General features: G+C 72.9%; 12 protein-coding genes and 1 riboswitch. Of the genes, 5 read left to right on the forward strand and 7 right to left on the reverse strand.

Going from position 1 to position 12894, the window contains the following annotated elements; all coding sequences use genetic code 11:
• Positions 1-218 precede the first annotated feature (218 nt).
• On the reverse strand, positions 219-632 hold the full coding sequence (locus OG625_RS06850; RefSeq protein WP_329377330.1) for a POT-type proton-dependent oligopeptide transporter: 414 nt from the start codon (positions 630-632) through the stop codon (positions 219-221).
• A gap of 117 nt (positions 633-749) precedes the next feature.
• Positions 750-1595 (reverse strand): bifunctional 5,10-methylenetetrahydrofolate dehydrogenase/5,10-methenyltetrahydrofolate cyclohydrolase, encoded by an 846-nt coding sequence (locus OG625_RS06855; protein ID WP_329390485.1) that lies wholly within the window; start codon positions 1593-1595, stop codon positions 750-752.
• 72 nt (positions 1596-1667) lie between these two features.
• Positions 1668-1770, reverse strand: a riboswitch (ZMP/ZTP riboswitch).
• A 56-nt stretch (positions 1771-1826) separates the two neighbouring features.
• Between OG625_RS06855 and OG625_RS06860 the strand changes: the two genes are divergently transcribed.
• Both OG625_RS06860 and OG625_RS06865 read left to right on the forward strand, forming a co-directional pair.
• A complete protein-coding gene (locus OG625_RS06860) occupies positions 1827-2588 on the forward strand; it encodes a methyltransferase domain-containing protein (RefSeq protein WP_329377332.1) in 762 nt (253 codons plus the stop codon).
• A gap of 213 nt (positions 2589-2801) precedes the next feature.
• Positions 2802-4385: an RNA polymerase sigma factor gene (locus OG625_RS06865; protein WP_329377334.1), complete on the forward strand. Its 1584-nt coding sequence runs from the start codon at positions 2802-2804 to the stop codon at positions 4383-4385.
• Between the two features lie 4 nt (positions 4386-4389).
• On the opposite strand, the gene OG625_RS06870 is transcribed toward OG625_RS06865, so the two are convergent.
• The 5 genes from OG625_RS06870 to OG625_RS06890 form a co-directional block, all read right to left on the reverse strand.
• On the reverse strand, positions 4390-6216 hold the full coding sequence (locus tag OG625_RS06870) for a vWA domain-containing protein (protein ID WP_329377336.1): 1827 nt from the start codon (positions 6214-6216) through the stop codon (positions 4390-4392).
• Entirely contained in the window at positions 6213-7274 is a 1062-nt protein-coding gene (locus OG625_RS06875; protein ID WP_329377338.1) for an ATP-binding protein, read from the reverse strand. Before OG625_RS06875 ends, OG625_RS06870 begins: the two co-directional genes overlap by 4 nt.
• Before the next feature lie 107 nt (positions 7275-7381).
• Entirely contained in the window at positions 7382-7831 is a 450-nt protein-coding gene (locus tag OG625_RS06880; protein WP_329377340.1) for an SRPBCC family protein, read from the reverse strand.
• Positions 7832-8120: 289 nt separating this feature from the next.
• Positions 8121-10130 (reverse strand): phage holin family protein, encoded by a 2010-nt coding sequence (locus OG625_RS06885; protein ID WP_443067869.1) that lies wholly within the window; start codon positions 10128-10130, stop codon positions 8121-8123.
• A gap of 355 nt (positions 10131-10485) precedes the next feature.
• A complete protein-coding gene (locus tag OG625_RS06890) occupies positions 10486-10890 on the reverse strand; it encodes a hypothetical protein (RefSeq protein ID WP_329377344.1) in 405 nt (134 codons plus the stop codon).
• Positions 10891-11007: 117 nt separating this feature from the next.
• Here OG625_RS06890 and OG625_RS06895 point away from each other — a divergent pair, with 117 nt between their 5' ends.
• The 3 genes from OG625_RS06895 to OG625_RS06905 all read left to right on the forward strand — a co-directional run bounded on the left by OG625_RS06895 (position 11008) and on the right by OG625_RS06905 (position 12893).
• Positions 11008-11784 (forward strand): MBL fold metallo-hydrolase, encoded by a 777-nt coding sequence (locus OG625_RS06895; protein WP_329377346.1) that lies wholly within the window; start codon positions 11008-11010, stop codon positions 11782-11784.
• Positions 11781-12404 (forward strand): DedA family protein, encoded by a 624-nt coding sequence (locus OG625_RS06900; RefSeq protein ID WP_329377348.1) that lies wholly within the window; start codon positions 11781-11783, stop codon positions 12402-12404. The genes OG625_RS06895 and OG625_RS06900 overlap by 4 nt, the downstream gene beginning before the upstream one ends.
• Positions 12405-12470: 66 nt before the next feature.
• Positions 12471-12893 (forward strand): CU044_2847 family protein, encoded by a 423-nt coding sequence (locus OG625_RS06905; RefSeq protein ID WP_329377349.1) that lies wholly within the window; start codon positions 12471-12473, stop codon positions 12891-12893.
• The last annotated feature ends 1 nt before the right edge of the window (position 12894 follow it).

The following is a 12894-nucleotide window of genomic DNA, read 5'->3' on the forward strand; positions in this document are numbered from 1 at the left end:
CCCGAGCTTCGCCGGTGAGGAGCTTCAGCGGGCGGGTGAAGGAGGCCATGGCCGCGCCCGCCGCGATCACCATGGCGCCCTGCCACAGGAAGTTGAGGCTCTGCTCATCCGCCGCCCGCGCCGTACCCAGAAGGACGCGAACAGCGGCGCGAGGACGATCACGAACAGGGCGGGCAGGGACTGGTTCCAGCCGGCCGGGACGTGCCACCCCAGCAGGTTCAGGTCGGTCTTCTGCGCGGCGAACATGTCCAGCCGTGCCCGGCCGCCATCAGCGCGATCGGCACGGCCGTGAAGACCAGGCCGTACGAGGACGTGCGGCGCAGCCTGGACCGTTCGGCGGGGGTGAGTCGGACCACGGGCTCCTCGCGCAGCTGCCGGGAGAGCCTGCGGCCGCCGAGGACGTACTGGCCGAGGCCGAGGGCCATGCCGACGGCGGCGGCGCCGAAGCCCAGGTGCCAGTTGACCTCCTCGCCGAGGTAGCCGACGACGAGCGGGGCGATGACCGCGCCGAGGTTGATGCCCATATAGAAGATCGAGTAGCCGGCGTCGCGGCGCTGGTCGTCGTCGGCGGCGTAGAGCCGGCCGACGAGGGCCGAGATGTTGGGCTTGAGCAGGCCGGTGCCGATGCGCACCGAAACGTGCGGGCGTGCCCTCCACGGATCGGGCTTTCGGCCCCTGCCGGGGAAAGCGGGACGCCCCGGACCGAAGGGCCCGGGGCGTCCGTCGTACGCGGGAAGGCGCGGCAGGGGTCAGAGGTCCGCGAGGTCCAGCCCGGCCTGCGCCGCGGCCGCCTGCACGGTCTGCTCCAGCAGCACGGCGATGGTCATCGGGCCGACACCGCCCGGGACGGGGGTGATCAGCGAGGCGCGGGCGGCGGCCGACTCGAAGTGGACGTCGCCGACGTTGCCCTCGTTGTACCCGGCGTCCAGGACCACGGCGCCCGGCTTGATGTCCTCGCCCCGGATGAACTCGGCCTTGCCGACGGCGGCGACCAGCACGTCCGCCTGGCGCACGATCGACGGGAGGTCCACGGTGCGGGAGTGGCAGTAGGTCACGGTGGCGTTCTGCTCCAGCAGCAGCATCCCGGCCGGCTTGCCCAGGATCGCGCTGCGGCCGACGACCACGGCGTGCTTGCCGGTCAGGTCCACGTCGTAGGCGGCGAGCAGCCGCATGATGCCGCCGGGGGTGCAGGAGACGAAGCCCGGCAGCCCGAAGCCCATGGCGGCGAAGGAGTGCATGGTGACCCCGTCGACGTCCTTGCCGGGGGCGATGGCCTCAAAGGCGGCGCGCTCGTCGATGTGGTGCGGGACGGGGTGCTGGAGCAGGATGCCGCTGATCTCCGGGTCCTCGGAGAGCGCGGTGAGGGTGGCCACCAGTTCCTCGGTGGTGGTCTCGGCCGGCAGCTCCACGTGGCGGGAGGTGATCCCGGCCTTGACGCAACGGTTCTGCTTCATGCGGACGTAGGTCACGGAGGCGGGGTCCTCGCCGACCAGCACGGTCGCGAGGCAGGGCGCGGTGCCGGTGCGCTCGGTGATCTTCGCCGCGTAGGCGGCGGTCTGCTCCGAGATGCGGCGGGCGAGGGCGGTGCCGTCCATCAGCTGGGCAGAGGCAGTGGCAGTGGCAGTCTGGGCAGTCGTCACGGGGTCTCCTGAACGTCGCTGCGGATCGCGGTTCGCCCAGGCGCGCGGCAGTCGACGTACCGGAGGTCCGGAGGTACGCCGGGCCGCTCCCCGGTGGTGATCCACCCGAACGCCCGTCACGGCCCGGATCCACTGTAGTCGACATATCCGGTGGTTCACCGGTGCCCGACCTGCCACGATCAATGTATGACGCGTACTTTCGACCATCTTGTCGCGGAGGCCGAGTCGGTCTCCGTGGACGGCTGGGACTTCTCCTGGCTCGACGGCCGGGCCACCGAGCAGCGCCCCTCCTGGGGCTACCAGGGGCTGCTGCGCGAGCGTCTGGCCCGCGTCCGGTCCGCCCTGGACATCCAGACGGGCGGCGGTGAGGTCCTCGCCGGGGCCGCCCCGCTGCCCCCGCTGACGGCGGCCACCGAGTCGTGGCCGCCCAACATCGACAAGGCGACCCGGCTGCTGCATCCGCTCGGCGCGGTCGTCGTCGCGGACACCGACGAGCCTCCGCTGCCCTTCGGCGACGAGGCCTTCGAGCTGGTGGCCAGCCGGCACCCGGTGACCATCTGGTGGGACGAGATCGCACGGGTGCTGACTCCGGGCGGCACCTACCTGTCCCAGCAGGTCGGTCCGGCGAGCGTCTTCGAGCTGGTCGAGTACTTCCTGGGCCGCCTGCCCGAGGAGGTCCGGCGCGGCCGGCACCCCGACGACGCCGTGGCCGACGCCACAAAGGCCGGCCTCGAAGTCGTCGACCTCCGCTCCGAACGGCTCCGCACGGAGTTCCACGACATCGGAGCCGTGATCTACTTTCTCCGGAAGGTGATCTGGATGGTGCCCGGCTTCACGGTCGGGCAGTACCGGGACCGGCTGCGCGAGCTCCACGAACGGATCGCACACGAAGGTCCCTTCGTCGCGCACACCGCCCGCTTCCTCATCGAGGCCCGCAAAACGGGGTGACGGAGGGGCGGACGGAACCACGCCGGATGGGTTGCCCGCCCACAGCGTGGCGCAGGTCACTCAATTCAGCGCGTAACGAATCGACTCGAGCGTGCGATGAACCGACAGGTGTCCTCGCGCGGCCCCGGAATACAAACCCCCTCGGGTCTGTTTCCCGAGTTCGCGCGATGATGTCCCGCCGACCCCTTATCTGTTCGCAACGAGAGGCTTCTTGTGTCGCTCAGCCCGTCCCGTACGTTCCCTCCGGAGATCGCCGAATCGGAGGCCCTCGTCGCGCTCGTCGAGCGCGGCCGCGAGCAGGGTCACATCAACGGTGACGACGTGCGCCAGGCCTTCGAGGCCGGTCGCATCCCGGTGGACCAGTGGAAGCGGGTCCTGCGCAGCCTGAACCAGGTCCTGGACGAGGAGGGTGTCGCCCTCCACGTCAGCGCCGCGCCCGCCACGAAGGCTGCCGCCAAGAAGCCCCGCAAGGCAGCCGCCGCCCCGGCCCGCACCGTCGCCAAGAAGGCGGCCACCCCGCCGCGCCCCATCGGCGCGCGCAAGACGGCCGCCCCGGCCACGGCCACGGCGATATCCGCTTCGCCGGCCGCTGCCGCCGCCGACGACGAGGTGACGTCCGACACGGTCGCCGCCGAGCCGAAGAAGCGCACGGTCAAGAAGACCGCCGCGAAGAAGACCGCCGTCAAGAAGACGGCCGCCGCGAAGAAGACCGGCGCCAAGGACGCCGACGAGGGCGAGACCCCGGCCGCCGAGGGCGAGGACTGGGCAGCCGAGGACCTCGCCGACGAGGCCGAGGAGGAGACCCCGAAGGCCGGCGGCACGCAGGGCTTCGTCCTGTCCGACGACGACGAGGACGACGCCCCGGCGCAGACCGTCATGGTCGCCGGTGCCACCGCCGACCCCGTCAAGGACTACCTCAAGCTCATCGGCAAGGTGCCGCTCCTCAACGCCGAGCAGGAGGTCGAGCTCGCCAAGCGCATCGAGGCGGGCCTGTTCTCCGAGTACAAGCTCGAAGAGGAGGAGGACCACAAGCCCGCGTTCAAGCGCGAGCTGGAGATCCTCGTCGAGGACGGCCGCCGCGCGAAGAACCACCTGCTGGAGGCCAACCTCCGCCTCGTGGTCTCCCTCGCGAAGCGCTACACCGGCCGCGGCATGCTCTTCCTGGACCTGATCCAGGAGGGCAACGTCGGTCTGATCCGCGCGGTGGAGAAGTTCGACTACACCAAGGGCTTCAAGTTCTCCACGTACGCGACCTGGTGGATCCGGCAGGCGATCACGCGTGCCATGGCCGACCAGTCGCGCACCATCCGCATCCCCGTCCACATGGTCGAGATCATCAACAAGCTGGCCCGTGTCCAGCGCCAGATGCTCCAGGACCTCGGCCGGGAGCCCACTCCGGAGGAGCTGGGCAAGGAACTCGACATGACCCCCGAGAAGGTCATCGAGGTCCAGAAGTACGGCCGCGAGCCGATCTCCCTGCACACCCCCCTGGGTGAGGAGGGCGACAGCGAGTTCGGTGACCTCATCGAGGACTCCGAGGCGGTCGTACCGGCCGACGCGGTCTCCTTCACCTTCCTCCAGGAGCAGCTCCAGTCCATCCTGGGCACGCTCTCGGAGCGCGAGGCGGGCGTGGTCTCCATGCGCTACGGCCTCAACGACGGCCAGCCGAAGACCCTGGACGAGATCGGCCGCGTGTACGGGGTCACCCGTGAGCGCATCCGCCAGATCGAGTCCAAGACCATGTCGAAGCTCCGCCACCCGTCGCGCTCGCAGGTGCTGCGCGACTACCTCGACTAAGCCCTCAGGCCAGTCGGAAGACCGGTCCTCGTGGTGTGAACGGCAGGGAGGCCCCCTGTGGGATCAGGAAGGCGTGTTCGCGCCGGATCCGCAGGGTGTCGCACCAGCCGTCCGTGATCACGAGGACCGGGGCTCCGGGCGGGAAGTCCTTCGCCCGGTGCAGCAGGTCGATGCCCGGTTGCAGTTCGGTGCCGCCGCGGCCCCGGACCCGCACCCGGCCCGCGATCTCCGTGGGAGGCAGATAGCCCGCGTCGTACGGCGCCGCGTCGCAGAAGACGACGCGGGCGGCCGGTACGTCGCGGGCTTCCGCGTACGAGGCGATGGCGCCCAGCGCCTTGCCGAGCAAGGCGGTGTCCATCGAGCCCGAGGTGTCGAGGACCACGCCGAAGGTGCAGCGGGCCACCTCCTCGGGCGGGAAGTACCGGCCGGCGCGCGGGATGTCCGGGGTCGAGGCCTGTCGGCGGGCCGGGCGCGCGTACGACCGTACGGGCTCGGGCCGTGGCACGTACTCGTCGAACCAGCGGGCGAGCTGGGCGTCCCACGGCAGCGGGGGGTGCGCCAGCGCCCGGATCTCCTGGATCAGCCCGGCGGGCAGCAGGCCGCGCTCCCTGAGCACGTGCAGGTCGAAGCCCTGGACCAGGCCTCGCCGGTAGAACTCGTCGAGGTCCGCGTACGGGCACTGCGCGCCGTGCGGGAGCGGATCGCCGAGGATGTCCCCGGCGCCCCTGCCGCGCAGGGTGGCCTGGCGACGCCGGCGGCGCAGGTCCTGGGCGATCCGGTCGTAGACCTCCTCGACCGAGAGACCCTGGAGCTCGGGGTCGTACAGCAGACCCTCGGGCATGCTGCCGACCCGCATCTCCACCAGCCAGCCGTTGACCACGTAGTCCGCGGCGACGTTGTGCAGGTACGGATCGCGGGCGCCGCACCGCTCGCCGTGGCGCAGGGCGGCGTGCAGCATCTCGTGCGCCAGGATGAACCGCCACTCCTCGTCGTCGAAGGTGCGCAGCGGGTTGATGTAGATCTCCCCGGCGGTGGCGCTGACGGCGGCGATCGAGATCTCCTGGGCGCGGGCCAGCTCGGCGTCGGCGACCACCGTCAGCCCGGCCGCCAGGCCGCCCAGCAGCGGGTACGAGGACACGAACCAGTTCAGCGCTCGGTCCCACGGGCGTTGCACGACGCGCACCCCGGTGATCCGGTCGCGGCGGCCGCCCGCCACGTCCATGGCGGCGGAGACGCTGCGGGTCAGGGCGTGCGCGAAGGCGGTCTGCCAGTCGGGGGCCCGCTGGACGGCGGGCGACCTGTTCCACCTCAGCAACAGCTGGTCCGGCTCGTGGCCCGCCGTACCGCAGTCGTCGAAGGCGGACGGGATGCCGTCGCGGCGCCAGCGGGCGGCCAGCTGCTCCTCGTCCCCGCCGGGGTACTCGGCGGGGAGGTGGTCGGGGGCCCGGCCGACCGGGAAGGTCAGCAGGAAGCGGTTCACCACGACGCAGCGCGCGGCCAGGTCGTGGGGCTCCGGCTGGGCGCGTTCCTCGTCCTCGGCGGACGGGACGTGGCCGAAGCCCAGGTGCAGGAGGCTGTGGGCCAGCGCCCAGGCCCACTCGGCGGGCTCGGCCCGGCGGGTGGGGTGGGCGTGGACACAGCCGTTGGAGTCGACGGCGGTCAGGCCCGTGGCCGGGCACAGCCGGCAGTTCTTGCGGCGGCAGAATTCGACCGGGAGGGCGGCGAAGGCCGGGTTCCGCGCCACCATGAGGCGTCCCGCCGTGTACGCCTCGGTGGCCGGGTCCGGCCGGTTGTCCTTGCCGTGGGAGCCCCGGGAGCGGCCACCGCTCATCGACGCGCCTCGACCAGGCGGGGCATGTCCCGGGCCGCCTCGACGAGGAACCAGCCGGGCAGCACGGGCAGGCCGTCGGCGTCGTCGGCGATGACGGTCTGGGCGACCTCGACGGAGATCTCCGCGAGCTGCACGAGCAGCGACTTGAAGCGGTACGCGGACTGCCGCATGGCGGGCGAGACGTGTTCCTTCTGCGCCGGGAGCTCCTTGAGCAGCCGTCCCCGGAAGGCCTCGGCCAGGTAGTACAGCAGGTCCCGGTCCGCCAGGCCGCGCGGCCAGCCAGCGTCGCCCTTCATGATCGCCTCGATGCCGAAGGTGTGGCGGACGATCTTCGCGTAGCCGCAGAAGGAGACGGCGTGCGCCGGGGTGAGGGTGCCGTGGGCGATCACCTTCAGGGTCAGCTCGTCGAGGCCGGCGCCGAAGGAGTGCAGGGCGTCGGAGAGCATGTGCCAGGAGCGCGGGGTGGAGAACGGCTCCTCGGTCTTGGGCGGCTGGGACCAGAGGTGGTCCGGGCGGTCGGTGAGGTAGTCGGTGATCCAGGGGTGGATGCCGTTCTCCCCGGCCCAGACCAGCCAGTCCTGCGCGGAGGCCGTCAGGTGCACGTGGGTGAGGCGGTTGACGAGGGCCGAGGCGATGGGCCGGGCCAGCGCGTTGTCGGTCGCCCGGTTTCCGGCGCCGATGACCACGGAGCCTTCGGGAAGCTCGTAGGAGCCGATGCGGCGGTCCAGGATCAGCGAGTAGAAGGCCTTCTGCACATCGGGGCTCGCGGCGTTGAGCTCGTCGAGGAACAGGCAGTACGGCTCGTCGCGCGCGATGGCCTCGGGCGGGCAGAAGACGGACCGGCCGTCACGGATCTGCGGTACGCCGATGAGGTCCTCGGGGGCGAGCTGCGTACCGAGGAGGCTCACGCATTCCAGGCCGATGGAGTCGGCGAACTTCCGTACGAGCGAGGACTTGCCGATTCCGGGCGCGCCCCAGAGGAAGACGGGCCGCACGGTGGCGAGGCCGAGGAGCAGTTCGGGGATCTGGGCGGGGGTGACGGCAACGGCGGCCTGCACGAAGCTGATTCCTCAGGGTGGGGTACGTGGTGGGGCCCAGTGTGGGTGCGGCACGTGCCCCGGGGCATCCGGTTTTCGGATCCGCCGGATCCTTCGGATCCTTCGGTTCAGGCTGCGGTGTGCTCCAGCAAGTTCTTCAGCTTCTCCTCGCTCCGGGGCATCTCCTTGCGGAGCATGGGCTTCACCGCGAGGGGGACGAGGGCCCTGCCCATGCCGTGGCCCTCGAAGTCGACGGACAGGGTGACGCGGGAGCGGGTCCCGCCGTCGAGGGGTTCGATGGTTCCCTGGACCTCCGGGCGCACCGGCCCGTCGAGGCCGTGGATGTGCCAGCTCCTCGGCGGGTCGAGTTCCGTGAACTCCATGGTCGTGGGGATCCTCCGCTTGCCGAACTGGCGGGTGACGACGACCTTCGAACCGACGTGGACGGGGAGGTCGCCCATGGGCACGGCGGATACGGCACTGTCCTGCCACTCCGGCAGGTGCGTGGGGTTGGTGACGTAGGCGAAGACGTCTTCCGGCGTGCGGGAGATCTCGATGGTGTTGCTGATCGCGGACATGGCGATCCCTTCAGGCCCCCCTGGCGGCGCTCTCCTTCCACGCTACCGCGCAGGTCAGACGACCGCTCGGTGCGCTGCGGCGGGGGCGGTGTGGGGTGCCGGCCCGGCCGTGGCCGGGCGCGCGCCGGGGCGTCTCCTCGGGCGTCGAACGTGTCGGGGGGTCGGTGGGCCGAGGGGGCCCAGTTCGACGCCCTGCGGGGACGCCCCACCGCACACCCGGCCCCGTCCGGGCCTGCGGGGTCATCCCGGCGCATGCCCCGCCCCTGTCCGGTCCGGTGGGGACGCCCGGTCATGAGGTCGGTTCCGGAGCCGCGTAGGGGATCAGGGGGATCTGGGGGCCGTCGTGTTCCGCTTCGCGGAGCCAGTGGCGCAGGACGCTGTGGACCGCTTCCGCGCCCACCAGGTCCGTCGGCGGCTGCGTCAGGTCCGTCGGCCACATCAGGAAGGGGTGCCCCTGCTCGCCGCCCAGGCCGCCGTGCGAGCCGATCTGCTCCTCGAAGGCGTGGACCGCGCCCGTGGCCGGGTCGTACGCCGAGTTGACCATGATGTCGGCCACGTGCGGGAAGGCGTCGGTCCGCCGGACGGCCTCGGCCGCGCCCGGGCCGAGGGGGGCCAGCAGGGCCTCCGCCTCGCCGGGGACGTCCAGCCGGGCCACCGCCCCGTCGGGGCCGAGCACCTCTCCGTCGACCAGGAGGAAGCCCACCCCGGGGTGGTTCGCGAGGGTGGCCAGCAGGGCGGGGTGGGCCCGCTCGATGCGCTGCCGCGAGGCGCGGCCCGGGACGTCGGGGAAGGAGATCAGCCCGAGGTTGCCGGAGGCGAGCACCACCGGGTCGGTGCCCGGCTTCGGGTGGGCCTCCTCGCCCGCCTCCACCGGCCGGTGCAGCGCGGTCAGTACGGCGGCGCGGGCCTCGGCCCCGCTGCGGGTGCGGCCGGCCCGGCGGGAGACCGGCAGCCCGCAGCCGGCCCGGACCAGGTCCTTCAGGGTCAGCCCGTAGCGGCCCAGGAAGGTCTCCCCCGGGCTCTGTCCGTGGTCGGAGAGGAGCACGATCCGGTACTCCCGCGGCGCGTGCTCGGCGACCCGGGCGATCAGCGCGATGCTCCGGTCCAGGCGCTCCAGGACCCGGTCGGTGTCGTGGCCGTGCGGGCCGGAGTGGTGGGCGACCTCGTCGTAGGCGACCAGGTCGGCGTAGACCGCGGCGCGGCCGGCCAGCACGTCGCCGATCACCGCGGCCACGACCACGTCCCGTTCGACCACGGTCGCGAAGGCCCGGATCAGCGGGTACAGCCCGCCGCGCGACACCCTCGGGGTCTCCCCGCGCATCCCGGACCGTACCGACTGGCCGATCTCCCGGCCCACCTCGGCGACGAAGGACACCGCGGTGCGCACGGCGTTGGCCGGGTCGGAGAAGTACGCGAAGTAGCCCGCGCGGGAGCGGTTCGCCCGGCCGCGCCGGGCCGCCACTGACAGGACGAGCGCCAGCTGGTCGGCGCCGCCGCTGAACAGGTTGCCCCGGCTCGCCCCGTCCCGGGTGAGGAGTCCGCCGTCGCCGGTGCGCGCCGTCGCGCGCCGCTGGAGCTCGGCGGCGCTGGCGGGCCGATTGCACACCACCACCTCGCCGGTGTCCTTCTCGTACCAGCGGAAGGCGGGCACGTCGTAGGTGGAGCCGTGCAGGATGCCGAGCTGGCTGGCGCCGGTCTGGCTCGACCAGTCCGTACGCCAGGACGCGAGGCGGTGGCTGCTCTCCAGCCACCCGGCGACCGTGGGCATCAGCCCGCCGGCCGCGGCACCGCGCAGTGCCTCGTACCCGACGCCGTCGAGCTGGAGGAAGACCAGTCCGGGCGCGGACTCACCCGCTCCCTCCGCGCCCTCCCGGCGCTGCCTGCGGCGCCGCCGGTCGGCGAGCCGGTAGAGCCGCCTGCGGTACGCCTCGTCGTCGCGCACGGCGAGCGCCGTGGAGGTGGCCGAGGCGACGGCGGACATCACGGCGGCCACGACGACGGCGGTCTCGGGCGCCACTTGGCCCCGCCCGGCGGGAATCAGGCTCAGCGCTATGAGGAGCAGCGAGCCGTTGAGGAAGAAGACGAGCAGCCCGAGCACGAGGGCGGGCACCAGTAGCAGGGCCCGTACGAGCACGGGCCAGACCAGGGCGCTCAGCAGGCCGAAGGCCCCCGCTCCCCAGGCGGCGGTCAGGCCGATCTGCGTGATGCTGTCGCCGTCGCCGGACTGGAGGCGGAAGTCCGGCAGGATCCCGGCCAGGGCGAGCATGGTCAGGGTGGACACCGCCCATACGAGGACCATCCGCACCAGGGCGCTGCCCGCGATCCGCCATCGTCCTCGCACCACGCGCAACCTCCCGCGAGCCCCGTCCCGCCTTCCAGGCTCGCACAACCGGGCTCACCCGGCCGGGCGACACGGGGCCGCGGCGCGAGGGCGTGTCTTTCGGGTCAGGCCGGATCAGCCCGCGGTGTCCGGTGCCGTGCATCGCAAGGCGGAGGATGGGGGTCCCCCCGGCCGAAGGCTGGGGGAGAGTCGACGCGGTGGGGGCACCTCCCAGCGGTAGCTGGGGGACGTCGGCGACTGACGACAACGCGGCGAGGCGCGGTGCCGGGCGTCGCGGGCCCGGCCTGACCCGAAAGACACGCCCTATGGGCGCTCAGGTGCCGTCGTAGCCCGCGGTCGGCATGGACAGCCGGCGGTGCACCTCGGCCTTCATCGCGGAGGTGTACTGCGGCTCGTCGTGCCCGGCGGTCTCCAGGCGTACGCCGCGGCGCGCGCACTCCGCGGTGAACTCCTCGACGGAGCGCAGTGCGCGGGCCAGTACCCGGTCGTTGGCGGCGACGAACAGGTCGACCTGCCCGGCGTCGACGTCGGACCAGAGACCGCAGTGGTCGGCACGCAGCCCGTAGAGGAGCAGTTGTTTCGTCACGACGTAGCCCTGGTCCGCGGCCCAGCGGGCGCACACGGCCTGCTGGCTGCGGGTGTCCACGGCGAAGGGGTCGGCGTCCAGGTCTTCGAGCGGGGCCAGGCTGGCGATAGCGGCCACGCGCAGCTCATCCATGCCGCCCGACCCTACTCCGATCCGCCGCCGGGGAGGAGGGGGCGGGGGGCTTCCGGTTCCGGGCGGATCTTCGGGGCAGGCTTTACGCTCGGGAAACGGGCGAGGGAGGGAGGCCGGGTGGCGGTGGAGATCACCTGGTGGGGGCATGCCACGTGCACGGTCGAGGACTCCGGGGTACGGCTGCTGACGGATCCGCTGTTCGCGCGGCGGCTCGCCCACCTGCGGCGGCGGCGCGGGGCGGTGCCCCCGCCCGAGGCTGCGGTGGCCGACGTGGTGCTGCTCTCGCACCTGCACTCCGACCACCTGCACCTGCCGTCGCTGGCGCGGCTCGCGCCCGGGACCCGGCTGCTGGTGCCCCGCGGTTCGCGCCGGGCGGTGCCGGGGCTGGCCCGGGTGGCGGGGCTGCGCGGGCTGCGGGTGACGGAGGTGGTCCCGGGCGAGGAGGTCGACGTACGGGACGGTGTGCGGGTGCGGGCGGTCAGCGCGCGGCACGACGGGCGGCGGCTGCCGTTCGGGCCGCACCTCGCACCGGCGCTCGGGTACGTGGTCCAGGGCGCGGCCCGGACCTACTTCGCCGGGGACACCGGGCTGTTCGACACGATGGCCGAGGAGGTCGGGCCGGTGGACGTGGCCCTGTTGCCGGTGGGCGGCTGGGGCCCGTACCTCGGTCCGGGGCACCTGGACGCGGGGCGGGCGGCGCGGGCGCTGGCGGAGCTGGCTCCCGCGGCGGCGGTGCCGGTGCACTACGGCACGTACTGGCCCATCGGGATGGATGCGGTGCGGCCGCACGAATTCCATGCTCCGGGCGAGGAGTTCGCGCGCCGTGCGGGGCGGCTCGCGCCGAAGGTGGCGGTGCGGGTGCCCGACCACGGGGAACGGGTTCGGCTGCCGTGACCTGGCGCGAGATCGCCGCGGCGGCCGGGCAGGTCCCGCCGGAGACCACCCAGCAGGCGGTGGGGTACCCGGCGTTGTTCGTGCTGGTCGCGCTGGGTGCGCTGGTTCCGGTGATCCCGACCGGGGCGCTGGTGAGTACGGCGGCGGTGGTGGCGTTCCATCACCGGGCGCCGCTACTGGGACTGTTGCTGGTGTTCGCGGTGGCGGCGCTGGCGGCCTTCGCCGGGGACGTCGCCCTGTACTGGCTGGGGCAGCGCGGGGTGCGTTCGCGGGGCGGCTCGCGCTGGTTGGAGCGGCTGCGGGTGCGGGCCACGCCGGAGCGGCTGGAGCAGGCGCGGACGAAGCTGCGCGAGCACGGGGCGCAGGTCCTGGTGGTCTCCCGGCTGGTCCCCGCGGGGCGCATCCCGGTGATGCTGGCCTGCCTGCTGTCGGAGCTCCCGCTGCGCCTCTTCGCCCGCGGCGACGGCCCGGCCTGCCTCGCCTGGGCGGCCACGTACGGGCTGATCGGCATCCTGGGCGGCTCCCTGTTCGCCGAGCCGTGGAAGGGCGTGGCCCTGGCGGTGGGCCTGACCCTCGTGATCAGCGTGGGCCCGGCGCTCTGGCGGCGGGTGCGCGGCTGACCGCTACCGGTCGCCTCTTCTTCGTGAACTGCCCACACGGTGACCGATCTTCTGCACAATGAAGCCATGGCAACCTTCACCGAGTTACAGCTCGGGGACGGCACTCCCGTCCGCTTCGAGGTCACCTCGCCCGCCGGCCCCGCGGAGCCGCCGCCGGCCCCGGAGGCCGCCGGGGACCTGCCCGACGGCATGGGGCACAGCGTGCCCGTCGCACGGGGCGGCGGCGGTCAGGCCGTCGCCACCTTCGCCGTCGAGACGCTCCGTACCGCCCTGCAGCCGATGGGGATCCTCCTCCAGGAGGTCCACGACGCGGTCACGGCCTCCCCGAGCCCGCCGCACGAGGTGAACGTGACCTTCGGGGTGCAGGTGGGTCACGACCTCAAGCTGGGCATCGTCGGCGGCAACGGCCAGGCCCATCTGACCGTCTCCGCGACCTGGCAACCCACGCAGCAGACTCAGCCGGTGCAGCCGACGCCCCGCACGAGCTGAC

Origin of the sequence: Streptomyces sp. NBC_01351, from assembly GCF_036237315.1 — a bacterium.
In the GTDB taxonomy this organism is placed as follows: domain Bacteria; phylum Actinomycetota; class Actinomycetes; order Streptomycetales; family Streptomycetaceae; genus Streptomyces.